General features: G+C 42.3%; 23 protein-coding genes. 14 read left to right on the top strand and 9 right to left on the bottom strand.

All coding sequences use genetic code 11. The annotated features are described in order from the left end of the window. Positions 1–2: 2 nt before the first annotated feature. The gene (locus R0K30_RS07465; protein ID WP_410609874.1) at positions 3–1103 is read left to right on the top strand and encodes a GerAB/ArcD/ProY family transporter; all 1101 of its coding nucleotides are present in this window, start codon (positions 3–5) and stop codon (positions 1101–1103) included. Continuing rightward, a complete protein-coding gene (locus tag R0K30_RS07460) occupies positions 1100–2245 on the top strand; it encodes a Ger(x)C family spore germination protein (RefSeq protein ID WP_410609872.1) in 1146 nt (381 codons plus the stop codon). Before R0K30_RS07465 ends, R0K30_RS07460 begins: the two co-directional genes overlap by 4 nt. 14 nt (positions 2246–2259) lie before the next feature. Here R0K30_RS07460 and R0K30_RS07455 read toward each other — a convergent pair whose 3' ends face one another. After that, on the bottom strand, positions 2260–3657 hold the full coding sequence (locus tag R0K30_RS07455) for a glycosyltransferase (RefSeq protein ID WP_410609870.1): 1398 nt from the start codon (positions 3655–3657) through the stop codon (positions 2260–2262). 291 nt (positions 3658–3948) lie between these two features. Next, positions 3949–5313, bottom strand: coding sequence for a sugar porter family MFS transporter (locus tag R0K30_RS07450; protein WP_410609868.1), 1365 nt, complete (start codon positions 5311–5313; stop codon positions 3949–3951). Between the two features lie 271 nt (positions 5314–5584). Here R0K30_RS07450 and R0K30_RS07445 point away from each other — a divergent pair, with 271 nt between their 5' ends. Both R0K30_RS07445 and R0K30_RS07440 read left to right on the top strand, forming a co-directional pair. Further along, complete coding sequence (locus tag R0K30_RS07445; RefSeq protein WP_099726441.1) at positions 5585–6550, top strand: LCP family protein; 966 nt, start codon at positions 5585–5587, stop codon at positions 6548–6550. Between the two features lie 173 nt (positions 6551–6723). Next, a complete protein-coding gene (locus R0K30_RS07440) occupies positions 6724–7605 on the top strand; it encodes a Cof-type HAD-IIB family hydrolase (RefSeq protein ID WP_410609865.1) in 882 nt (293 codons plus the stop codon). Between the two features lie 56 nt (positions 7606–7661). On the opposite strand, the gene R0K30_RS07435 is transcribed toward R0K30_RS07440, so the two are convergent. From R0K30_RS07435 to pgsB, 5 genes are all read right to left on the bottom strand, one after another. Then, the gene (locus R0K30_RS07435; protein WP_410609863.1) at positions 7662–8885 is read right to left on the bottom strand and encodes a C40 family peptidase; all 1224 of its coding nucleotides are present in this window, start codon (positions 8883–8885) and stop codon (positions 7662–7664) included. A 108-nt stretch (positions 8886–8993) separates the two neighbouring features. Next, positions 8994–9164 carry an extrachromosomal elements maintenance protein EdmS gene (gene edmS / locus R0K30_RS07430; protein WP_099726444.1) on the bottom strand — a complete coding sequence of 57 codons (171 nt, stop codon included), beginning with the start codon at positions 9162–9164 and terminating at the stop codon, positions 8994–8996. Next, positions 9161–10327: a CapA family protein gene (locus R0K30_RS07425; protein WP_410609861.1), complete on the bottom strand. Its 1167-nt coding sequence runs from the start codon at positions 10325–10327 to the stop codon at positions 9161–9163. The genes edmS and R0K30_RS07425 overlap by 4 nt, the downstream gene beginning before the upstream one ends. Positions 10328–10345: 18 nt before the next feature. Next, the gene (gene pgsC / locus R0K30_RS07420; RefSeq protein WP_012011488.1) at positions 10346–10795 is read right to left on the bottom strand and encodes a poly-gamma-glutamate biosynthesis protein PgsC; all 450 of its coding nucleotides are present in this window, start codon (positions 10793–10795) and stop codon (positions 10346–10348) included. 15 nt (positions 10796–10810) lie between these two features. Next, entirely contained in the window at positions 10811–11992 is a 1182-nt protein-coding gene (pgsB, locus tag R0K30_RS07415; protein ID WP_099726446.1) for a poly-gamma-glutamate synthase PgsB, read from the bottom strand. 748 nt (positions 11993–12740) lie between these two features. On the opposite strand from pgsB, the gene R0K30_RS07410 reads away from it, so the two are divergent. The 9 genes from R0K30_RS07410 (at position 12741) to rbsB (ending at position 22189) form a co-directional block, all read left to right on the top strand. Further along, positions 12741–14222, top strand: a complete 1482-nt coding sequence (locus tag R0K30_RS07410; protein ID WP_410609858.1) for a spore germination protein — start codon at positions 12741–12743, stop codon at positions 14220–14222. Then, entirely contained in the window at positions 14212–15309 is a 1098-nt protein-coding gene (locus R0K30_RS07405; protein WP_410609856.1) for a GerAB/ArcD/ProY family transporter, read from the top strand. Before R0K30_RS07410 ends, R0K30_RS07405 begins: the two co-directional genes overlap by 11 nt. After that, positions 15299–16441: a Ger(x)C family spore germination protein gene (locus R0K30_RS07400; protein WP_410609854.1), complete on the top strand. Its 1143-nt coding sequence runs from the start codon at positions 15299–15301 to the stop codon at positions 16439–16441. The genes R0K30_RS07405 and R0K30_RS07400 overlap by 11 nt, the downstream gene beginning before the upstream one ends. A 117-nt stretch (positions 16442–16558) precedes the next feature. Beyond that, positions 16559–17542: a LacI family DNA-binding transcriptional regulator gene (locus R0K30_RS07395; protein WP_410609852.1), complete on the top strand. Its 984-nt coding sequence runs from the start codon at positions 16559–16561 to the stop codon at positions 17540–17542. Beyond that, on the top strand, positions 17539–18417 hold the full coding sequence (gene rbsK / locus R0K30_RS07390; RefSeq protein ID WP_099726451.1) for a ribokinase: 879 nt from the start codon (positions 17539–17541) through the stop codon (positions 18415–18417). Before R0K30_RS07395 ends, rbsK begins: the two co-directional genes overlap by 4 nt. Then, positions 18414–18806, top strand: coding sequence for a D-ribose pyranase (rbsD, locus tag R0K30_RS07385; protein ID WP_410609850.1), 393 nt, complete (start codon positions 18414–18416; stop codon positions 18804–18806). The genes rbsK and rbsD overlap by 4 nt, the downstream gene beginning before the upstream one ends. A gap of 15 nt (positions 18807–18821) precedes the next feature. Continuing rightward, the gene (locus R0K30_RS07380) at positions 18822–20303 is read left to right on the top strand and encodes a sugar ABC transporter ATP-binding protein (protein WP_249704870.1); all 1482 of its coding nucleotides are present in this window, start codon (positions 18822–18824) and stop codon (positions 20301–20303) included. Between the two features lies 1 nt (position 20304). Then, positions 20305–21258, top strand: coding sequence for a ribose ABC transporter permease RbsC (rbsC, locus tag R0K30_RS07375; RefSeq protein WP_099726454.1), 954 nt, complete (start codon positions 20305–20307; stop codon positions 21256–21258). 13 nt (positions 21259–21271) lie between these two features. After that, complete coding sequence (rbsB, locus tag R0K30_RS07370; RefSeq protein WP_099726455.1) at positions 21272–22189, top strand: ribose ABC transporter substrate-binding protein RbsB; 918 nt, start codon at positions 21272–21274, stop codon at positions 22187–22189. Between the two features lie 34 nt (positions 22190–22223). On the opposite strand, the gene R0K30_RS07365 is transcribed toward rbsB, so the two are convergent. Together R0K30_RS07365 and alsR are read right to left on the bottom strand one after the other, a co-directional pair. Next, positions 22224–22841 carry a flavin reductase family protein gene (locus tag R0K30_RS07365; RefSeq protein ID WP_230030862.1) on the bottom strand — a complete coding sequence of 206 codons (618 nt, stop codon included), beginning with the start codon at positions 22839–22841 and terminating at the stop codon, positions 22224–22226. Between the two features lie 59 nt (positions 22842–22900). Continuing rightward, entirely contained in the window at positions 22901–23788 is an 888-nt protein-coding gene (gene alsR / locus R0K30_RS07360; RefSeq protein ID WP_249704868.1) for an acetoin biosynthesis transcriptional regulator AlsR, read from the bottom strand. 150 nt (positions 23789–23938) lie between these two features. Between alsR and alsS the strand changes: the two genes are divergently transcribed. Then, entirely contained in the window at positions 23939–25639 is a 1701-nt protein-coding gene (alsS, locus tag R0K30_RS07355; RefSeq protein WP_410609846.1) for an acetolactate synthase AlsS, read from the top strand. The last annotated feature ends 28 nt before the right edge of the window (positions 25640–25667 follow it).

Genomic DNA, 25667 nt, shown 5'->3' with positions numbered 1-25667 from the left:
CAATGTACAGAGCTGATAAGCTATCATTGTTACAAGTCACCATTCTGTGCAGTTCTACAATGATAGGCGCTGGAATTTTAACCATTCCTCGCAGTTCTGCCAATTCAGGATTCCCTGATGGCTGGATCATTGTATTAATACAGGGAGTCATCTTTGCTTTCGTTGCTTTTTTATTAGGCTGGATTGCCGAAAAGAATGCACCGGATACGATCTTTGATTCTAATACAAAAGGCGCCGGTGCCTTCTTCGGCACGTTCTTTAATTTAATCATGATTGCTTATTTACTAGCCATTGTTGGTTTTGAGGCGCGTGTACTCGGCGAAGTGGTTCAGTTTTTCCTTCTTCAATCGACCCCTATGGCCGTGATTGTGATGATTTTTCTACTTGTAGCGATCTATCATTTAAAAAGCGGTATCTTTCCAATGGTGAAGATAGTGACGTATGTTTACCCTATTACGATGGTTATTTATATTGGGCTGATGCTGTTTAGCCTGAAAATATTTGATTTTGATTATTTGCGCCCCGTCATGGCGCACGGATTTAAAGATTTTGGTAAACTTTTCTCTCAAACCTTCATTCAATTTACAGGCTTTGAGATCATTTTGATTGTTGTGCCGCTGATCTACAAAGACAAATGGTCAAAAGCAAAATGGGCCGCAGCCATTGGTGTAGGGATTACCTCACTTGTGTACTCCCTCACGCTCTTTGTTGTGATTGGCTCCATGACTGTTGGAGAAACGATGTCACTCACATGGCCAACCGTCTCACTCATTCAAGCGCTAGAACTTGAAGGGGTGTTCATTGAACGCTTTGATATTTTCTTACTGACGATCTGGACATGCCAGCAGTTTATTTGCATGCTGGGCTTTTTCCAATTTGCCATTAAAGGGTGTCACACAGTCTTTAAGAAGACCAATTTAACGTGGTTGCTATGGCTGTTGTTTTTCTTAACCTCTGCCCTATCTCTTTTTCCAAAAAATATTAATGAAGTCTTTTATTTTTCCACTTTACTCGGCTACGCTCTGTTCATCATTTTAGCCATTCCTTTTATCACATTTATGCTGCTGGCGATACGTAAAAAATGGGGAGGTCGTTCTGCATGAGACGAAGGCGTTTACTTTTATCCTGCTTGTCCTGCCTTCTTTTTCTTCTAACTGCAGGGTGCTGGGACATAAAGGACATTGAGACATTAACGTTTGTGCGCGGCGTTGGCATCGATGAAACAGATGATCAAGGCGTGAAGCTCACCTACCAAAACCTTGTGCCCAATATGGGGGGAACACAAGAAGCCACTTCAACCGGCTATGTCAATGTCGTATCGAAGGGGAAAAATGTGCTTGAGGCTGTCAGTCGTGTCGCTTTGAAGAACCAGCCGATCTACAGTGATCATCTCAAAATCTTTTTGTTCGGCAAAAGTCAGGCAGAGCATCACGATATTCAAGGGACACTCAATCACTTTATACGAGATGACGAGGTTCGAAGAAGCAGCTATCTTTTAGTGACACGGGATAATGCTTCAAAGGTAATCAATCAAAAAATAAATTCGCAGCAAAAAGCACCGGTTGAGCACATCTTTGAAACTTCAAAAAACCGGGACTATAACGGCAAAATTTTACTTCCAACACGTATTGGGAGAGCGTCCGATTACTTTCAGATGGGCGTAAGCTTTCTTGTTCAAAGTGTGGATGCCATTAACGACGAGCTCATCTATGATGGAGCAGGTATCATTCATGGAAAAACACGAAAACTCATAGGGTTTATTCCAGCAAATGATGTTCAAGCTTTAAATTGGATGATGAATCGTATCTCAGGCGGAGTTGTTCCTGCAGCCTACAAAGGCTATCCCATTACATTTGAAATCAAGAAAGCCGCTTCCAAGGTCGAACCTTATTTAAAGGATGGAAAGATTTCCTTTAAAGTCAGTGTAAAAACAAATGGTAAACTATCTGAAGATCAATATCCCTCTGAAAACTCATACGATGAACAGTACATCAAGCGTTATGAGCGCATTTTTTCCCAAAAAATCAAGGGGCGGATTCATAAAGCCGTCCGTCACATGCAGACCGAAGTGGGTGTTGATCCGATCTTTTTAAATCATCAGGTGCGCATCAAGTATCCTGACTTTTGGGAGAAGCATCGAGATGAGTGGGACACGCTATTCCAAGAAGCAGACTTCGATTATGATGTAAAAGTCAGCATCTTGAACTTTGGTGCAGAAGGTGCAAGTAAGAGCTTTAAATGGTGATAGCAAAAAGGCGGTTAGCCTGAAGGGGCGCCGCCTTTTTTACGTGCCACAATCAGAAGCTGATATAGTGTCACTTGATCAGATAAAGCTTTTGTTTGAAATCCAAGTGACTCTCCTACTCTCGCCACTTCGTCAAAAAACAATTGGACGTTTTGATCAATCTGTACATTGATATACTGCTCTATCACGCGTTCGAACAAATGGTTTGGAAAGAGCTCACGCATCGTTTTTGGTGTGAAAAATCTTATATGCGTTCGATCTAGAATTCCCACATCTTGATACGTAAAATCACCTGTCATTAATGGCAGGAGCACCTCCGCATGCATCATGTTAGGCAAGCAGCATATGATCACGCCGCCTGGCTTTAAAGACGTGTGCGCTTGCACAATGATTTGCCATGGATCTGACACATGCTCTAATACATCAGAAAAGATGACCGCATCAAAAAAGGCTTCCTTCTCTGACCACGGGTACTCATCCGCTTTGCCCTCGATGACTTCTTGGTAATACGCCTTGGCAATCTCTGCTTTTAAGGCATCGGCCTCTACCCCGTACATGTCAACAGACTGACTATTGATGAGCTCAAGACCCGTTGCCCCTGCGCCGCACCCAACATCCAGCACGTATTTAGTCTCTTGAGGCAGCAGTGCCGTAAAATATGGATGAGGGGTGATCAGGTTTAAATCAATGCCCCATTTATCTAAAAACCGAAGCCTGTTCTCTGCAAACAGTGTAGAAATGTTCGTTTCTTGATTCGCACGGAAGGTTGCATGACCGTGATGATGCACAAATGAATCATGGACAATTTGCAGCTGATATCCCTTCAGCAATGAACGCAAACAAAGGTCGTCATCCTCAAATGATCCGTACACAAACCGTTCATCAAATAACCCCACATCCTCGATCAGCTCTTGTTTCACCAGCAGACAAAAACCCACAAGTCTATGCACGTACGTCCTCTGACCTTTTCTAGCAGCTGTATATTTCTTAGCGAAGGCTGGGAGCTCCTTCACATCTGTATACGATGGCTGGACCATCTGAGGACCACTCACATAATTGGAGACAGGTCCCACCATTCCAATACGATCTGATGCAAATAGCGCCTCTTTTAATGGAGAAAGCCAGTTTTCAGTCACCATTGTGTCATTATTTAAAAAGAGAATGTTATCTCCTGTCGCTTTTTTCGCTCCTTGATTACACCCCTTTGCAAAACCTTGGTTCTTCTCGTTTTCAATGAAAATAACATCTTCCAGCTCTCTCACATATTCCTTCGTGCCGTCTGTTGATGCATTATCGACGATGATAAGTTCATATTGGTCACTTCGGGTATGCTGCTTGATACTGTCGATACATTTTTTGGTTAAATGCAGTTCGTTGTACGTCAGCATGACAATGCTCGTTTTTCCTTTCATCTTATTTCCACCTTTCGCCCGCCTGTTCCATATGTATGTCATATGCAGCACGTTCAGAAGATGAGCGTTTTTCCTTTCTTGATTAAACGTTTGTTTAACAAAGGGCTAAAATGAACTTTATTTTAGCCCTTTGTCTTCTTTTCAGCGTGATAGAAAACCTTAAAGTCTAGGAAGGACGAGTACCGGAGCGGAGTGAATGTGACATTCATGAGCACCGGCACGCAGGACTGACACCGAATGCGAGAGTTTGTCTACACGCTGAACTAGCTGCATAAGGCAGCTGGTCTTTTTTCACACCGTTTCCCCTTCGTCACTTACGACGGCACGGTTTCTCTTTTTTAAATCCTCTTCAATTTCTTCAAGGCTTTTCCCTTTCGTTTCTGTCACTAAGTATTTCACAAATAAGAAGGCACCTACGCCGATGACTGCATAAATGAGGAAGAGATTGCTGATGCCCATCGCACTTAATAAAGCTGGGAACGTTAGCGAGATGATCAAATTCCCTGTATGAAGAAGGAATGTAGATACACCTGTGCCAATACCCCGAACATGTACTGGGAACAGCTCTGGAAGCATCACCCATACGACTGGACCCCAGCTGACGGCAAAGATCACGATGAAGAGTCCTAAACAAATAATCGTTGTCCATCCTGCGGCTGTTGACCCCTCAAAAAATCGATTCACCACTGACAGAACAATTAAACTGAGGACCATTCCAGCATTCCCAAATAGGAGTAACGCTTTCCGTCCTAAACGGTCAATCATTTTGATCGCCACAAACGTCATGATCACATTCACTGCGCCAATTCCTACGGTTCCTAAAATCGCCGCTGAATCACCAAAGCCGACACTTGTGAATGTTTTTGGTGCATAATAAATAATCGTATTGGTACCGATAAACTGCTGTAAAAAAGCTAAACCGACACCAGCGATCAATGCTGGGCGCACCCACGGCTCAAATAATTCCTTAAGACCGCCTTTCTCTTCACTTTCCGCCTTTTGAATATCTAAAATTTCTTCTTCGACTTCTTCCTTACTCTGTCTAAGTTTTGATAATATCGCCTTCGCTCGGTCAGCCTGTCCATGGACAAACAGCCAGCGAGGACTTTCTGGCATAAACAAAATACCAAATAATAGAAGGACAGAAGGAGCCACTGCAATTCCAAGCATCAGACGCCATGCCTCCGCATCTGCTAAAACGTAGTTCACAATATAGGCGAGAAGAATACCAAATGTGATCATGAGCTGGTTTAAAGAGGACAGTGCCCCCCTTGATTCCTTTGGAGCAAGTTCAGATAAATATAATGGAACAATCGTCGTCGAGCAGCCTACAGCAAGCCCTAATACGATTCGGAATAAGACCATCACTTCCGTATTTGGGGCAAAGGCTGTTCCAAATCCGCCGATAATAAACAAAATAGCTGCGGCGACGATTGCTTTTTTCCGCCCAAATTGGTCTGTCAGTTTTCCAGAGAGAGTGGAACCAAACATCGCTCCGATTAAAATCGAGCTGACGACAAGCCCCTCTGTAACCGCGTTTAAACCTAAATCCTTTTTCATAAATAAGATGGCGCCAGAGATGACACCTGTATCATAGCCATATAAGGCGCCGCCAAGTGCGCCGAAGAAATAAAGCCATCCATTCCGATTTTTCATCAACATAACCCCTCTTTTGTCTGTGTTTACTGGATGTTTCTCTAATAAAAAATCATTTTCCTCACTTCCTGTCATTTCAAACATTTCGATGTTTTATGACAAATATATTTCATTTTCGTATCAATGAAACTTTTTACGATAAGGAAACGTCAATTAAGCGTTGGCGAAAAAATGTCGCACTATATCCCGTTTTAAGGTATATTTGTTTTAGTTTGTAAGCATAAGAAAGAACATCTTTACTATAAAAATCATAGGCGAGGGTTTAAAATATATGGATCAATCACGAAGCAAACGCAAAGGAAAAAAGCGTTTAAAACCATGGGTGAAAGTCACTCTTTTTATATTCGGTATTCTTTTACTGACAACCGCTTCTGTCACAGGCTATGCCTACTATAAAGTGACAAATGCTGCCAAAAAAGCACAAGTGTCTCTAGATCGAGGCGCACAATCTGTCAAACGGATTGAAGCATTTGATCCAGGAAAAGACAGTTTTTCTGTTTTGCTGCTCGGAATTGACAGCAGACCAGGCGAAACAGTTAAACAGGCACGAAGCGATGCAATGGTCTTGGCGACGATTAACCGCACTAATAAAACCGTTAAATTATTAAGCATTCCAAGGGACTCATACGTCAATATTCCAGGTCATGGTTATGACAAAATTACTCACGCACACGCATTTGGCGGTGCAGATTTAACGGTGAGTACAGTTGAAGATTTACTAGATATTCCGGTCGACTTTGTCATTCAAAGTAATTTCAAAGCATTTGAGGAAATTGTGAATGAACTAAACGGCGTTTCTATTAACATTAAGGACGAATATCTTGTCAAACAAATTCAAAAAGATACAAAAGGCAAGGTTGTGCTTCAAACAGGCACTCATACACTAGACGGCGATCAAGCTCTCGCATATGTGAGAACGAGAAAAGCAGATAGTGATTTAATGCGCGGACAGCGTCAAATGGAAGTTTTAAAAGCCATTTTTGATAAATCAAAATCATTAACGTCTATTCCGTCATATGACAATATCATTGATACACTTGGTGATAATGTCTCAACGACCCTTTCTATGAAAGAATTAGTCGGTCTTTTCCCGCTTCTGACTTCATTAAAATCTGTTGATACCATTCAGCTAAAAGGTTCAGACTATCAGCCAAACGGCGTCTATTACTTCCAATTGGATCAAAATCAACTAAACGAAGTAAAAACTGAATTGAAGAAGCAGCTTGAATTATCTTAAACAGAAAGCGTCCCTGTGGGGCGCTTTTTCTCATCTCACCATTGATCATTTTGACATTTTTGTTTAGCCTTGATATAGAGAGGAATCAAATCTCCTCACTCTTTCATGAGAATGAAGGAAATCGTACATACTTTTAAGAGGCTATTGCATGAATGAAGGAGGATTTGACAGCGATGAAAAAAATGATTGCGATTGATTTAGACGGCACACTCTTGAATACAAAAAGTGAAATTTCCGCTCAAAACCGGCAGGCATTGATTCGTGCGAAGGAAGCTGGCTATATTGTCACCATCTGCACAGGGCGGGCGACTTTTGATGTGAAGAACCTTCTTGGCGATTTGGACATTCCAATTATTGCGGCAAACGGCGGGACCGTCCATACCGAAGGATACAAGCTCTTCAGCCGAATCACACTTGATCAAGAAGCTGGGAAACGTGCGGCAAAGGCATTAGTGGAACGGAACATTTACTTCGAGGTATATACTGACGATGCCCTCCTCTCCCCATTTGATGGAAAAGAGAAGCTGAAAGCAGAATTTGATGTGATCAAAAGCGCAAATCCAAATGAGGATGTAGCTGATTTATGGGAAGGGGCAATGACCCAATTTAAACAATTTGGCATCAAATCAGTGGATGATATCCGCCAGATTTTTGAGTCGAATGAAGCGACCTATAAATTACTGTGCTTCTCATTTGATATGAACAAGCTGCAGGAAGCACGAGATCTTCTTGCCGAGATGCCTGAGCTCTCATTGACCTCGTCTGGAAAACATATCATTGAGGTGCTGCCAAAAGAGTCAGGGAAAGGACATGCCCTTAAAAAACTCGCAGCCCATTATGGCGTAGACCGCTCCAATATTTATGCGATCGGTGACAGCCCTAATGATCTATCCATGTTCGAGGAAGCAGGTCACCGGATTGCGATGGAGAATGCGGTGGACGTCATTAAAGAAAAGAGCACATACGTCACAAAAGGCAACCATGAAGATGGCGTCGCCTATTTTATTGATCTGCTTTTACAGAATCAATTCCAAGAAAAAAAGACGCTTGTCTAATCAGCGCCTAGTGAGAAGTCCAGAAGTCCGATCCAAGTGTTGATCGGGCTTTTTCTTTATTTTTTGATTCTAACAGCCGTCTCATATTTATCCTTCCAGTACGTACTTGTTTTCATATTGGTAATGACAACACCATTTGAGACGGTCACATGAATGACTTGATTTGATCCTGCATAAATGGCCGGCATCAATGAAGTCCCTTTGAAGAAGACAAGATCTCCTGGCTTAAGCTCCGAACGTTTTACAGGCGTGCCTGCCTTGACTTGTCCTGACGCATAGCGCGGAAGCTCAATGCCAAGCACTTTTTGATATACATACTGTGTGAATCCTGCTGTATCAAACCCTTTCTCTGGGTTCGTACCGCCTTTGACATAAGGGACTTCCCCAATATACGTAGCAGCTTTTGATACGATTGGGTCTTCTTTCACTAGTTTCAGCTCAGTTAATCGTTTCGCACCTGTCCATTTCTCGCGCCAATACGATTCGGATAAATAAGAAATTGTCACACTTTCAGAACGGCTCGCATGAATAAAACGATCGCCCCCAATGTACATCCCTACATGAGAAATTCCGGGTTTATATGTGTTGCTAAAAAAGACAAAGTCGCCAGGACGAATATCGTCTAGTGCTACTTTTTCTCCGACCATCCATTGCTGTTCAGCACTTCTAGGCAAATAAATGCCAAGTGATTTTTCAAATAAATATTGTAAAAAACCTGAACAATCAAAGCCAACCTTTGGATCTGCTGCACCAAACACATAAGGGACACCTAAATATTTCATCGCATCTTTCACAACAAGATCATCAGAGATTTCTTGAGAAACAGGCAGCCGTTTGACCGCATAAAATCGGTCTGTCCAATATTTGCTTTGGCTGACATCTGTTTTCACCACACCTTGACTAAGCGTGATGTGGATTACTTGATGGTTTCCAGCGTACAAAGCCACATGTGTCGGGATCTTTTTTGTTTCCTCAGGACTACGGAAATACACGAGGTCTCCGGGTTTGGCTTTTTCCCATGATACCTTTTCTCCAATCTGATATTGATCGATGACCTTCCGCGGCAAATCAAATGTGCCTGATGTCTTGTATACATATTGAATAAACCCAGATGCATCAAAGCCCGTTTTTGAATCGGTTCCCCCTTTATGATAAGGTGTTCCAATCAGCTTTTCCGCTTGCTCCAAAGGAGACTTTGTTTGAGCAGACACCTCTGATTGGGACATGAACATCAGCCCTACGAGCGCACAGCCTCCAATCAACATTCCTTTCCATTTCATGATCTTTTCCCTCCTTTCTTCTCTAGTTTCGGCATGACACCTTTCATTTTACACCTTTTTTCGACAAAAAAGAGCACGCAAGGCGTGCCCCTTCTATTCACCATGACTCTATTTATTCGCTTCCGCTTTCGACTGCTTTTGCTGCTCGATCTTCTGCATTTCAACTGAGATCTTTTGCTTCTCATGATCTGTCAGACTGTCACTAAATTTAAAAGCAGACATAAAGACAAATACTAAAATTAACGCAACAAACGGCCAGCTTGCTTTTAGGAATCTCATTTCTTATTTTTTCCTCCGTTTTCTTTTAATGTTTGAACTTTATCAGCATGATTGACTTCAAAGAAAATGTGTCCGTCTTTTTCTTTCCAATCCGCATTCGTGCCATTGGTCAGCATACGAATAATGGATTTCGATTCAAGAGATCCTGCCTTTACTGGAGCAGGCGTTGCTTCTTTGATATACATTGGGACAACTTCAAATGTCGCTTTTCCATCTTCATTCAGATGATACTGAACAAGGGCAGAATCACGTGTTCTAGACCAGCCTTGGTCAAAAATAAAGTTCCCCAGGCTATAGAAGATCGCCGTTCCATTGTAGACCTCCATTGGCTCAAGGACGTGCGGGTGTGCACCGATGATGATATCAGCACCAGCCTTCGACATCGCTCTTGCTAATTCTCTTTGTCTATCGTTTACTTCATTGTTGTACTCCTGACCCCAGTGAGCATGAACAACGACGATATCTGCCTTTTCAGAAGCCTGAGAAATCATCGGAATAAAAATAGATGGATCGGCTGGCAGAATACCTGCTTTGCGATTCGTTGCTTTAAAATTTTTCCCATACACATCTGTAAAACCGAGTGTAGCGATTTTGACACCGTTCACTTCTTTATAAGAGATGTTCTGCTTCGCATCTTGGAGGTTACGACCTGCTCCGGTGTAATCCATGTCAGCTTTTTCAAAGGCATTGATCGTGTTGTTCAGACCTTTTTCACCAAAATCTGCCGCATGGTTATTTGCAAAGTTTAATACAGAGAAATTCAAATCCTTCAATGCTTGGACAGAATCTTCATCCGTTTTCAAATGAATATTCTTTTGCGCCGCCTGTTCCTGATCTGATGCAACTGGATGCTCAAAGTTACCTGTTACATAATCTGACACATCAAAATATGGTTTGGCATAGCGAAAGAGATGCTGTTTCCCGTAGCGATCGGTCACTTTCTCTACATTTCTTCCAAACATAATGTCACCGACAAACGAAGCGGTCAGGATGTTTTCTGGATTCTTTTCTACAGTTGGCACTTGCGCTTTCCCGATAAATGTAAATAGAAATGTACAAGCAATGACGATCGGTAAAGCAATCAGTACATGTTTATTCGTCTTTTTCTTTTGATTCTTTGTGATTTTCAGCAGCTTTTCCTGAAAGCTCAATTTTTTATTCATGATTGGACACACCTTATCTTAAAATAGATAGTAAACATACATGATGGCAAATGTTGCACCACTTAGAAGCAGCGTGCTTCCAAGGGTAATCGTAAGACCTTGCTTTTGAATCGTATTTGCAATCAAACCAGGTACGATGATCCCGATTCCGCGAAATTCTGCTATTTCAAATGGGACCACTGGATAGAAGAAATCAAATACGAGCTTTAAGGCAATCCCTGTAATCAGCATCGCAGCAAACTTTCTGCGTCCGTATAAAATCATAAATTTTGATAGACCAAAGCGAACGATGACATACGTAAGCAAGCTGACAGATAAGACGACTAAAATGAAGACTGGCTGGTTAAATACAAGCGCAAGATAACCTGGAACAACTAGCCCAGCTGGTACAATTCCTGTTTTTTCTGCAAAGATTAAACTAAGTAGAACACCTAAAATTAACGAGATATAAAGATCTGATCCGAACATTTTCTATATTTCCTCCTAGCTGACAAGCTGCTTAATTTTGTATTCTTGAATTTTTTCGATTAACGGTTCAGCGGCGCCATGGATATTGCCGACTCCATAAACCACTCGATTATGAAGCTTCTTCTCAAGCATGTTCATAATTTCTTCTGTAGATTGATATTCAAGGTTGTGTAAGTGGTCAGCCGGAATTTTTCCATCCTCATATGCCTTCACGATTGGATCTGTTGTTTCACCAATTAAAACAAGATCACTTGCTTCAATATAAGGAAGTACATCCTCCGCAAACTGGATCGTTCTATCTACACGATCCGCACGGCAGTTCATGATAATAATCGGTTCATCTGTTGGATATCCAATTTCTTTCACACGCTTCCAAATGTTCAATGTAGATGATGCGTCATTTGCCGCAAATCCATTTACAAAGTGTCCAGGTGTTTTTGCATCCATTAATGGAAGAATTCTCATCGCTCCTGGATCAGGCGGCGCATTTAACATTCCTCTGAATGCCGTATCTTCATCAATCCCTAATGCTTGAGCGACACCAAGTGCCAGCGAAGCATTATCCGGGAAAACCATGTACTCAAATTTCCGTAAATACTCATCGGTAATCTTGGAATTATCTGCAACAATGACTTCCGTGTTGCGTTTTTTCGCAATCTCTTTAAAGAAATCCGTATATTCACTATCCGTAATAACCAAGTGTCCATTGTAAGGAATTGTGGCTGTAAAGGCTTCTGCTATTTCATCAAGAGTTGGCCCCATTACATCCATATGATCTTCAAGAACGTTTACGATCACGCCAATATTCGCTTGAAGCAGCTCTTCCTGAAAGATAATTTGGTAATCTGGATTTACCGCCATACATTCACTGACGATGGCATTTGCTCCTCTTTCAACTGTTTCTCTCATAACTTCCTTCTGCTCTCCGATATTCGGTCCTTGCGGTTTCCTTTTAATCGGTTTCTCTTCTGGCGTATCCCAGTAAATCATTCTTGCATCCGTTCCCGTTGTTTTGCCGACAGTTTTATAACCTGCCTCCATTAAGATACCGGTTGTCAATCTTGTAACGGTGGACTTTCCGCGAATACCATTAATATTGACACGCACCGGCAGGGCATCGATATTTTTCTGATGACGCTTCTTTTCAATAAAGCCAATCCCTAACATGATGACGCAGGCTATAACGATTAACCACATCGATTATCTACATCTCCTTTTTTTATGAGTGTGATATGTAAATTCAATCAACAGTATATCTGTTCAGCATAAAATCACAATCGGTATTATGTAACATAATCTTTCACTTCCTCGTATGCCAAATTCCTCTAATCCTAAGGTGTAAATGCCTAGCACTCCCTCAAATAAAAAGGACAAAAGACGGACAAAATTCAGACTGAATTTCTGCTTCATTCAAGAGAAAGCGTTACCATCAATCATCGAAAAATCTTTTGTCCTTTTCTCCCTAAATTTTTTGACAATTATTAAGATGTATTTTGAATCAATGTTTTAAAACCCTCTCATCCCTACAAAATCAGTCATATCAGTGCTTTAAATGAATAGTGCGTGTTTTGGAATGTTTTATCTTTTTGAATGAACAGGTTAGAAAGTCATCCTCAACGGTCAGAATGCTATACGTTGACCTATGACAAAGGTCACCTCTCAAAAAATCAAGTCATATGCTTATTTTTGGGTCACGAAAAATTGGGATAAGATGTCAAAGTTTGATCATTTCGTTATACCTTCTCTTTACGATATTCACTCCTTATGACCTAAACAATGAAACAATATTCATTTGTTTTTATCAAGATTCATCATTTCTTAACATTTTTAATATGATTTTAGTTGAAAGTTGTCGGCTCATGTCATGCATTCCCCAAAGGTGACGAATAAAATCAGCTTCTCCGCTTACACTAAGGTTAAAAAATAATGTGAGAGGAGGCTAAAGATGCCAAACACCAATGAACAAACACGCTTGCACTTTTTATCAGGCAGCTTTGAGGAGAAAATTCGGATCCTGAAGAAAGCATTTCAGCAAAGCGGCGATTTTGAATACCGGGAGTTAATGGTGAATGAAACAAAATCAGTCCTGTTCTTTATTAAAACGAGAATTGATGAAGGCAAACTGAACGATTTCATTATCGGCAACTTGTTAGGCCCTCCCGGGAAGCAGGACTATACAAAGTCTCTTAGTGCACTTGAAACAGGTGATTTGACACTGATCACTGACAGTATTATTGCAGGAAGCATTGCCTTTCTTGATGAAAATTCCTCGCAGATGAAATTGTTTGCTGTTGGACAGCCGCCGCTGCGCTCTATTTCTGAGCCTTCTTCTGAAAGTATTATTGCGGGCGCACATGATGGATTTGTCGAAAGTTTAGATACGAATTTATATTTGCTGCGTTCACACTTAAATGATCGAAAACTGGCTATCCAATATCATAAGATTGGTACAAAATCTGAAACAAAGCTTGCGACTGTTTATATATCTGATATCGCTAATCAAGAAAAGATAGAAGAGGTAAACAAACGGATTTCTTCTATTAAAGTAGACACGCTGCTAAGTCCTGGCTCTATTGTTGAGGCGATTGAGGATGATTCATTTTCTATTTTCCCGCAGCTGATTGATACAGAGCGCCCTGATAAGGTGAGATCTGCAATCCTTGAAGGGCGAATTGTGGTGATGATGGATGGCAGTCCGATGGCCATCATTCTTCCTGTCACCTTCTTTAGCTTCTTTCAATCACCTGATGATTATAATAGCCGCTGGATTCCGGCTACGTTTATCCGTGTTCTCCGCTATCTTGCCTGTATCATCGCAGTCATTTTGCCATCTTTTTATATTGCTGTCATTGGCTTTCATTATGAGGTCGTCCCAGATGAATTAGCCATTACGATGAAAAATTCAATTATCGGTATCCCATTTCCTCCTTTGATAGAAGCGATGCTAATGGAGATCACCATTGAACTCATACGCGAGGCAGGGGTGCGTCTGCCAAAACCAATTGGTCAGACGATTGGAATTGTAGGCGGTTTGGTCATTGGGGATGCCGTTGTAAAAGCAGGACTCATTTCGAATGTCCTTGTTATTGTGGTTGCAGTGACAGCCGTCGCTTCTTTTGTCCTTCCATCCTTTGAAATGACGTTAACCATTCGAATGCTGCGTTTCCCGCTCATGTTCATGGCATCGATGTTCGGTTTTATCGGTATTTCATTTGGACTGTCTATTGTCCTCATGAACTTATGCCGCTTGGAATCGCTAGGAGTACCTTACTTATCACCAGTTGCTCCATTTAACTGGCAGGACTTAAAGGACACGATCATTCGATTACCGATGTGGATGTACAAAATGCGCCCTGTTTATTTAAATCCGCAAAAGAAAGAGCAAATTGAAAATTTGAGAGGGTGGAAAAAGAAAAATGAACAATAAAATATCTCCACCTCAAGCTGTCTTTTTTATCATCCAATCTCAAATTGGTGTCGGTATTTTAGCCCTCCCCCATTTGCTCATGAAAGACATGGGTCACGATGGGTGGATGACGATTATTCTAGCCGGATTATTCATCCAAATCATCAACACCATTTTTATTTACATTATTCATAAATATCCTGACACATCGTTTTTCCAAACGTTAATCAACGTGTTTGGAAAATGGATCGGCCGGACCTTGATCGTACTCTATACGGTATACTTTGCCTCAGTCTGCATTGTTGTTCTATCGATTTTCACAAGAATTCTTGGAATATGGGTGCTGCCGCTTACGCCAAATTGGGTCATTGATTTTTTGCTGATGATATCCATTATCTACATCGCAAAGGAAAAACTCACAGCAATTGTCAGGTTTAACTTTATTTTGACTCCCTTTTTGCTCATGCTGTCTCTATTGATGATTTATGCATTAAAAGGAACGAATATCGACTACCTCATGCCTTTTTTCCAAACAGATTTTTCTCAATTTCAAATTGGATTGAAGGACGTTGTGCTGTCCATGAATGGATTCGAGATGATTCTTATCATCTCTCCATTTATGAAGGGTACCACCAAGGAACGTTATAAGGTCATGACCATTTCTAATATATGCACAACGCTTTACTACCTATTTATTACATTGATTTGTTTTATGTTTTTCAGCCCAATTGAGCTTAATGTCATTCCCAACCCTGTTCTTTATTTATTAAAGACCATTTCATTCGGTGTGATTGAGAGGACAGACTTAATTTTTCTCAGCTTTTGGGTGTTTAACATTCTTGCCACCCTCAGCAATTATCTCTACTTTTGTGCAAATGGCGTATCCAGCATTTTGAAGAAAAAAGAGCATAAAAAATATGTCTATTATTTTGCCATTTTGATCTATGTCGCTAGCTGTTTTCTTGCAGAAGATCATTTTAGAATTCAGCGCTTTAATGACTTTACGACTTTTTCTCAATATTCAGTCATTTATACACTTCCGATCATTATGGCCATCACCATCTTGATCAAACATCGCAAAGGGAAGGTGAAATCACATGCGTCATAAGTACATGCTGACGCTGCTTATGTGTATTTCTCTTATATTCATGCCTGGCTGCTGGGATCAGAATTTGTTAAAAAACATCTCTCTTGTCCTAACTTCAGCTGTCGATCAAGGAGAAGAAGACAATGCGAAATTCTCAATTACCTATCGAAAGGTGCAGCAGTCTCAAAGTATGGAGCAAGGAAATACAGGCAGCTATTCAACCACTGTTCTTACAACTGAAGCACCGACTTTAAGAAAAGCAAGGACCAACTTTAGCCGGATTGTCGACCAAAAAATTGATATATCGAAAATGCGGGTCATGCTGATCGGCGATGAATTTGCTCAAAATCGCCTTCTTCCCTATTTAGATATGTTTTATCGAGATCCCAAAAGCCCTTTACTCGCAAACCTTGCTGTGGTTCAAGGGGGAAGCTGTGTGGAATTGATCAACCAGCTGCTCAAGGAAAAACTTATTGTGAGCGACTATTTAAACAACTTAATCACTACCGCATCACAGTCCTCCCTAGTAGCACCTAAAAACATTCAAAATGTCCGGTCCAAAATGCTGCAAACGGGAGAGGATTTCACACTGCCGTTACTTCACTTCGATCAATCAAAGCAGTTAATTAGTGTAAAAGGTGTAGCCCTATTTGATAATGAAAAAAAGAAAGGCGAACTGTACGGTCAAGATGCGATTCTGCTCACCGTGATGGACGGGAAAATGGGGAGCTATGCAACCTTCACAAAAAAAGTCAGAAGTGACATGAAATCAAAAGAGAGCAATTACATCACCATTCAAGTAACAGACTCAAAGAGAGACATCAAGATTGTCAATCCTGATCACCGAGACTTAACATTCTCTCTCAATTATGAATTCACGACATCTGTGCTCGAGTATCCGAAAGATAACCTAGATACAGATAAGAACATTGAAATGCTCAACAAAAGGCTTTCAGCCATTTTGACAAAAGAAGCCGAAAAAGTCGTTGCTGCGGTGCAAGAAGCAAATTCTGATGTCCTAAGCCTTGGCAGAAAATATCGAGTAAGACATTATGATGAGTATATGAAAATGAACTGGGTAACCGATTATCCAAAGGTGAAAATTATTCCAAAAATCAAAGTGAATATTAAAAAAACAGGTATTACTAGCTAAGAAAAGGAAGAAGTCATCTTTCTTTTCTTTTTTTATTTTTTTAAGATTGTCATTTCGATAATTTCGTGATAATCTATCTATGTAAACGGTTACATATTCACGAAGGGAGGCACTCCATTGGCTACAATTAAAGATGTTGCAAAAGCCGCACAAGTGTCTGTTGCTACTGTTTCACGCGTGCTCAACGATACTGGATATGTCCATACAGATACGAAAACCCGCGTGACACAAGCGATGCAGGAGCTGAACTATTTCCCCAATGAAGTGGCTAGATCCCTTTTTAACAGAGAATCACGCTTAATCGGTTTAATCTTACCTGATATCACAAACCCCTTCTTCCCTCAGCTGGCTAGAGGCGTTGAGGATGAGATTCATGCTCATGGTTTTCGGTTATTATTCGGAAACAGTGATGAAGATCGCGAGAAGGAAATGGCTTACTTACAAACCTTTAAACAAAATCAAGTGGTCGGTGTCATTGCTGTCACCAACGAACCTGAATCGGATATGTACAATGATGATTTACCCGTTGTGTTCTTAGATCGAACAGTGCCAAATGCACCTTCTGTGTTTGCAGATGCTGCAACTGGCGGGAAAATGGCCGCAATGGAATTGATTAAGCGCGGCAGCCGGCAGATCACACTGCTAAAAGGACCTTCCCATCTTCAAACAGCGCGGCAGCGATTCAAAGGTGCACTTGATATTCTCACTGAAAAAGGTGTCGACTTTCATGTGATGTCTAACGCTTCTTTTTCCTTTCAAGAAGCCCGAAAAAGCGCCAAGGCTCTTTTCCAGCTGTACCCTGAAACAGATGGCATCATCGCCAGCAATGATATCGTCGCAACAGCAGTCATACACGAAGCGCTTCGGATCGGAAAAGCCATTCCAGATGAAGTCCAAATCATTGGATTTGATGATATTCCGCAAAGCGAACTGCTCTTCCCTTCCTTATCAACGATCAGGCAGCCTGCCTATGATATGGGGAAAGAAGCAGCGAAGCTGTTAATCAAGTTCATTCAAAAGCAACCAATAGATCAGCCAGTTATTCAAATGCCCGTCTCTTTTATTGAACGAGAGACCACGAGAAAGGTGGATTCACAATGAATCATATTGTTGTAGTAGGAAGCTGTTCAATGGATTTAGTCGTCACATCGGATAAGCGGCCAAATGCCGGAGAAACGGTTTTAGGTGAATCATTTAAAACCGTCCCAGGCGGAAAAGGAGCAAATCAAGCAGTTGCAAGTGCCAGACTAGGTGCAGATGTATACATGGTCGGCCGAGTCGGTGATGACGCTTATGGTCAAGATATCGTAAGCAATTTACAAGCACAAGGTGTCCGTACCACATATATGAAACCGGTTACCGAAATGGAAAGCGGTACAGCTCATATCATTTTAGCAGAAGGCGATAACAGCATTGTTGTGGTTAAAGGAGCAAATAACGAAGTCACACCTCACTATGTAGAAAATGCTCTTTCTACGATTGATGATATTGGGATGGTTCTCATTCAGCAGGAAATACCTGAAGAAACGGTCGAAGCTGTCTGCGCCATTTGCAGCGAAAAAAAGATCCCAGTGATCTTAAATCCCGCACCAGCCCGCAAAGTGTCACAGCAAGTTTTAGAGCAAGCTGCCTATATTACACCGAATGAGCACGAAGCAGCTCTTATGTTTGATGGTCTCACAATTGAAGAAGCCCTGCGTCAATTCCCTAATAAATTACTGATCACAGAAGGAAAAAATGGGGTTCGATATTTTGACGGATCGAGAGAAGTTTTAGTCCCAGGCTATCCTGTTAAAGCAGTCGATACAACAGGAGCTGGCGATACATTTAACGGCGCTTTGGCTGTGGCATTAATAGAAGGCAAATCCCTATACGACGCGCTTGCCTTTGCCAATCTTGCAGCATCTATCTCTGTCACAAAATTCGGCGCACAAGGCGGCATGCCAGCAAGAGAAGAATTGGAGAGAAAGAAATGAAAAAAAACGGCATCTTAAACAGCCATATCGACAAGGTGCTTGCTGACCTTGGTCATACAGATACAGTCGTCATCGCAGACTGCGGTCTACCTATTCCAGAAGGCCCAATCAAGATCGACCTTGCGTTATCGATCGGCACACCATCCTTTCAGGAGGTCACCTCCCTCCTTCTTCAGGAAATGGCCGTTGAAAAAATCACTGTAGCCAGTGAAATCAAAGAAGCCAATGAGCGAGATCATTTGTTTTTAAAGAAAGCGTTTTCAAATTCGTTACATGATGTAAATCACGAGACTTTCAAAGATATGACCAAACAGGCAAAAGCAGTCATTCGAACGGGTGAAGCCACCCCATACGCAAACTGCATTCTTCATGCCGGTGTCATCTTTTAAAAGGAGGAGCCAGAAATGAACATTGAGATGCATAACATCCATAAGGCCTTTGGAAAAAACACCGTTCTCTCCGGGGTCTCCTTTGACCTCGTCACAGGTGAAGTCCACGCGCTCATGGGTGAAAACGGGGCTGGAAAATCAACTTTGATGAACCTGCTGACAGGCCTTTATTCATTAGACCAAGGAACGATTCAAATCGACGGAAAAGAAACCGCTTTCAAAAATCCGAAGGAAGCTGAGCAGCACGGAATCGCCTTTATTCATCAGGAGCTGAACGTATGGCCTGATATGACCGTATTGGAGAATCTATTCATTGGTAAAGAAATCTATACGAAGCTCGGCCTCCTAGACACAAAAAAAATGAAAGCCCTCGCTCAAACGCAGCTGGACCGATTGTCTGTTAACCTATCACTTGATCAAGATGCAGGCAGCTGTTCTGTTGGCCAAAAACAGATGATCGAGATTGCGAAGGCGTTAATGACCAATGCGAAGGTCATCATCATGGATGAGCCTACTGCAGCTTTAACAGACCGTGAGATTGAAAAGCTATTCCAAGTCATTGAATCACTCAAAAAAGAAGGCGTTTCCATCGTCTATATTTCTCACCGTATGGAGGAAATCTTTGCGATCTGTGATCGTATTACGATCATGCGTGATGGGAAAACGGTCGATACGAAAGCCATACCTGAAACGGATTTCCATGAAGTCGTCAAAAAAATGGTCGGCCGAGAATTAACAGATCGTTACCCTAAGCGTACGCCTTCTAAAGGAGATATTGTCCTAGAAGTAAAACAAGCAACGAGAAAAGGACGCTTTCAAGATATCAGTTTCTCAGTCAAAGCTGGAGAAATCGTCGGTGTCGCAGGCTTAATGGGCGCTGGCCGAACCGAAATGATGCGGTCGCTGTTTGGCCTCGATCCTCTTGACAAAGGTGAAATCTGGGTCCACGGGAAAAAGGCTGTCATTAAAAAACCAAGTGATGCCGTCAAGCTCGGCATCGGCTTTATCACAGAGGATCGCAAGGATGAAGGACTCATGCTTGATGCCTCCATCCGAGAAAATATCGGTTTGCCAAACTTAGACAGCTTCTCTCCAAAAGGGCTGATTGATAAAAAAAACGAACAAGATTTTGTCGACCTGCTCATTAAGAGACTGACGATTAAAACGGCTTCCTCTGAAATCTCTGCCCGGAGCCTTTCTGGTGGAAATCAGCAAAAAGTCGTCATTGCCAAATGGATTGGCATTCAGCCGAAGGTCTTGATTTTAGATGAACCGACAAGAGGTGTTGACGTCGGGGCAAAACGAGAAATCTATCAGTTAATGAACGAGCTGACCGATCGAGGCGTTGCGATGTTGATGGTCTCCTCTGAGCTCCCAGAGATTCTCGGGATGAGCGATCGAGTGCTTGTCATTCATGAAGGAACGATCAACGGAGAATTAGATCAAACAGAAGCGACACAAGAACGAATCATGACACTAGCTACAGGAGGGAAGTAACATGAAACCACTTACTTCAAATGGACGATTTGATTACATCATGCAAAAGCTTGGGCCATTCTTAGGACTCATCATCCTTGTCGCCATTGTTTCTATTTTAAACCCGGCCTTTTTAGAGCCATTAAACATTTTAAACTTACTGAGACAAATCTCCATTAATGCCCTCATTGCCTTTGGGATGACGTTTGTTATTTTAACTGGAGGTATTGATTTGTCTGTCGGTGCGATTCTAGCCCTGTCTAGTGCTCTGACCGCAGGCTTTATCGTTTCTGGCATGGACCCGATTCTAGCCATTATCGTGGGATGTATCATCGGTGCGATCCTTGGGATGGTCAACGGTCTTTTAATCACAAAAGGAAAAATGGCTCCTTTCATTGCCACTCTTGCAACGATGACCATTTTCAGAGGATTGACGCTTGTTTATACAGACGGAAACCCGATTACAGGGCTTGGCTCTAGCTATGCATTTCAGTTATTCGGGCGCGGATATTTCTTAGGCATTCCTGTTCCAGCGATCACGATGCTTCTCACCTTTATTGTGCTTTGGGTGCTGCTTCATAAAACACCTTTCGGCAGAAGAACGTATGCCATCGGTGGGAACGAAAAAGCCGCTCTCATCTCAGGAATAAAAGTACCGCGCGTCAAAATCATGATTTATTCATTAGCAGGTTTCATGTCTGCTTTAGCCGGTGCGATTTTAACCTCCCGTCTAAACTCTGCTCAGCCAACAGCTGGTATGTCCTATGAGCTTGATGCGATTGCTGCCGTTGTTCTTGGCGGGACAAGTCTATCTGGCGGAAGAGGAAGAATTGTCGGCACACTGATCGGGGTGCTGATCATCGGTGTCCTGAACAATGGTATGAACTTACTTGGTGTATCATCATTCTATCAATCTGTTGTGAAAGGGATTGTCATCCTGATTGCAGTCCTACTAGACAGAAAGAAATCTGCTTAAGGAGGCAGCTGCTATGAAAAAATATCTCATTCTCATCCTGACTCTCTCATTGTTCATGCTCTCTGCCTGTTCACTTGAACCGCCAGAGTGGGCCAAGTCATCAAAGGATGGCAAGAAAAAAGACATCAAAATCGGGCTATCCATCTCGACCTTAAATAACCCATTCTTCGTTTCTCTGAAAAACGGCGTGACAAAAGAAGCGAAAAAGCTTGGCATTGAAGTCGTTATTGCAGATGCACAAAATGATTCAGCCAAACAAACGAGTGATGTCGAAGATTTAATTCAGCAAGGGGTCGACGCATTGCTCATCAACCCAGCGGATTCTTCTGCCATATCAACAGCTGTCGAATCAGCGAATGCTTCAGATATACCTGTCATCACATTAGACCGCTCAGCAGAAAGCGGAAAGGTGGAAGCACTTGTTGCATCAGATAACGTCAAAGGCGGCGAAATGGCAGCTGACTTTATGATCGACAAGCTCGGCAAAGGAGCGAAGGTCGCTGAATTAGAAGGTGTGCCAGGAGCTTCCGCCACACGTGAGCGCGGAAAAGGGTTCCATCAAATAGCGGACAAAGATCTAGATGTTACAGCAAAACAAGCCGCTGACTTCGACCGGACAAAAGGATTGAATGTCATGGAAAACCTGCTTCAAGGAAACCCAGACATCCAAGCGGTCTTTGCACACAATGATGAAATGGCACTTGGCGCTTTAGAGGCCATCCAAAGCTCCGGGAAAGACATTCTCGTCGTCGGCTTTGACGGAAACGAAGATGCACTAAACTCGATCAAAGCCGGAAAGCTTTCCGCAACGGTCGCACAGCAGCCAGAGCTAATCGGTAAACTGGCCGTTGACGCTGCAAACGACGTATTAAAAGGGAAGAAAGTACAAAAGAATATCGCCGCTCCGCTAAAACTTGAACAAAAGAAATAAACAAAACCCCCGACAGCCTCGGGGGTTTTTCACATTATTCTGGTCTTTTGAGCACAAATGACGTGCCTAAATGAGCATAATCATTTCCTGCTAAACGTGCGACTGGCTTTAATTCATTAGTAGAAATATATCCTTTTTCCGCATCATAGACAGCCTCATCTAAATGCGCACATACAACCCGGCCAATGATATGATCGACCGTGATCTCTCCTTCATCATTTTGAAAGGTCAGATGCTGCTCTAACTGACATTCAAAGCGAATGCGTGCTTCCTTGATGCCAGGAACTGAAACAACACTGCTCTTTACTTGATGAAGACGGGTTCGATCCAGCTCACTCTCTTCCTGCGGCAAAGTAGCAGCCGTTTCATTAATATCCTGTATGATGTCTTCATCACTGACATGAACAACAAACTCTTTCCTATCTATGATATGCTGCGCCGTATCTTTCATCTCTCCTTGACGTCGTCCGATGGAAACAGCGATGAGCGGCGGGTGTCCACTGATGACATTAAAGAAACTAAACGGTGCGGCATTTACGACATTTTCTTTAGACAGACTTGTAATAAACGCAATCGGTCTTGGAACAATGGAGCCAGATAATAATTTATATGCTTCTTTTCGTGACAGCTGATCCATTTGGAATGTAATCACTTCAGGCACGCCTCCTCTTTTATGTAACGACATCATACCATATCCACTTCTTTATGCCCTTACTCAGGCTCAGCACGATGGAGAATATGATGAACAAGATGAAATAAAGCAGGATTATGATTTTCTCGTCTATAGGAAATAGTCCATTCTGCCAGAAGCTGTTCATCTTCAATCGACCGATACACAACATCTAGATTAAATAAACGCCGGGCTGATTTCGGAATGACCGCAATGCCGATACCAGCTGTGACAAGTCCAATGACCATTTGATATTCCGCCGCTTCCTGCACGATATTTGGAGAAAATCCGTACTTTTCACATAGCAGGACAAAGTGCTGATAAAGGGACGGCCACGATTCCTTTGATAAAGAAATAATCGGTTCTTCACGGATATCTTCAATCGTGACCGCCTCTTTTTTTGCCAGTGGATGATTTTTCGGAATTGCAAAAATACATTCACTTTGTTTCATTAAACGACTGACCAGTTCTTCATGCGGTGATGTGGGATGTAAAAAGCCAATATCAATCTCCCCATTCAAAAGCGCCCGCAGCTGCTGCGAGACAGAAAGCTGCTTCAGTTCAATACTGACTGAGGGATACAGCTCTCTGAATTCACGGACAACGGGCGGGAGAATATCATACGTCGCTGTTCCAACAAACCCTATGATGATTTTCCCAAGCTCCCCTCTTGCTGTATGCCGGGCATGATCAACAGCTTTATCAAGCTGTTGCAGCACCCCCCGCACCTCATGTAAAAAGACCTTCCCAGCAGATGTTAACTCCACCACTCGTTTAGACCGGTGAAACAAAGGAAACCCCAATTCTTCTTCAAACTGCTTAATTTGCTGACTAAGTGGAGGCTGTGTCATATTCAACCGTGCGGCCGCTCTGCCGAAATGCAGCTCCTCCGCTACTGTGACAAAATACTGCAAATGTCTCAGTTCCATCCTTTCACTCCTCGTACACTTATTCGTAAAACATATCAAAACCACGTTAAACATATATTGGAAATTTTATTTTGTGAAATGTATAGTAAATCATATCACGAAAATATATTTTCATAAAAAAATTTACTTGCCGAAAGGAGTGCGGGGTATATGAATTCTCAAGCACAACCCCTAACAAAACGAGGAGCAGAGTTGATTGTCGATACGTTGATTGCTCAAGGTGTGACCCATGTTTTTGCGATTCCAGGTGCAAAAATTGACGCGGTATTCGATGTATTGAAAGACAGAGGTCCAGAACTTGTTCTATGCAGACACGAACAAAATGCGGCCTTTATGGCAGCTGCTGTCGGTCGTTTAACTGGCAAGCCAGGCGTTTGTCTCGTCACATCAGGTCCTGGTGCATCTAATTTAGCAACAGGTCTATTAACAGCAAATACTGAAGGTGACCCTGTTGTCGCAATCGCTGGAAACGTCATTCGTGCGGATCGGCTGAAACGAACACATCAATCACTCGACAATGCGTCATTATTCAAACCAGTGACAAAATATAGCGTTGAAGTACAAGACGTAAGCAATATACCAGAAGCATTAACTAATGCTTTTCGCGCGGCACAAAGAGGTCAAGCTGGAGCAGCATTTATCAGCTTTCCACAAGATGTCGTGACAGAACACACCACACAAACACCAGTGTCTGCTCACCCTTCTCCAGAACTAGGTCCTGCACCGGATGCTCTCATCAGTTCGGCCATCGCCAAAATTCAAAATGCACACTTACCTGTGGCAATTGTGGGAATGAAAGCTAGTCGTCCAGCTGCTGCAAACGCCACAAGAAAATTATTAAAAACACTTGGTATACCATTTGTCGAAACGTACCAGGGAGCCGGCGTTCTCTCAAGAGAGCTCGAGTCTCAATATGTGGGTAGAATCGGCTTATTCCGTAATCAGCCGGGAGATCTTCTCATTGAGCAAGCAGATGTCATTTTGACCATCGGCTTTGACCCGATCGAATATGATCCGAAGCATTGGAATATCAAGCCGCAGCAGCGCCAGATCGTCCATGTTGATGATATGCAGGCGGATATTGACCATTTTTATGAACCAACGCTTGAGCTTGTTGGCAATATATCTGAAACCATCCAACACCTAGCACACGACAGTGTTCCACTTTCACTATGCAAAGAGAAAGTAGAGCTAGTCACTGATTTACAGGACCTATTAAACGATATCGAAAAAGCACCAGAAAGAGAAAGTCATCTGTCTCACCCGCTCGATGTCATTCATACATTGAGACGCCTGATTCATGATGACACGAAGGTCACATGTGATATCGGATCTCACGCGATTTGGATGTCCCGTCACTTCCGCGTCTATGAACCGAACACATTCCTAGTAAGTAACGGAATGCAAACACTCGGCGTGGCATTACCATGGGCAATTGCTGCCTCTATTTTGAATCCAGATGAGAAAATTATTTCTATCTCAGGCGATGGTGGTTTTCTCTTCTCTGCAATGGAGTTAGAAACAGCCGTCCGCATGAAAACAAACCTCGTTCATCTCGTTTGGAATGACAGCACATATGATATGGTGGCGTTCCAGCAGGAAATGAAATATGACCGCACGTCCTGCGTTGAATTCGGACAGATCGACTTAGTGAAATATGCGGAAAGCTTTGGAGCAACTGGGTTACGTGTAAACTCACCTGAAGAGCTTTCAACCGTCCTTCAAAAGGGTATAAACATAAAAGGACCTGTCATTATTGATATTCCGATTGACTATCAAGACAACCCAGACCTCGCCAGTCAAAAATGGCCAGAAGTCTTTCGCGAAACACACACATTGAACGTCAGATAAGATTTCTATACATTACATCAAAGGAGTG

It is taken from the genome of Bacillus sp. SIMBA_154 (assembly GCF_046536015.1).
Lineage (GTDB): Bacteria > Bacillota > Bacilli > Bacillales > Bacillaceae > Bacillus > Bacillus pumilus_P.
This window is presented reverse-complemented; position numbering and strand designations above follow the sequence as displayed.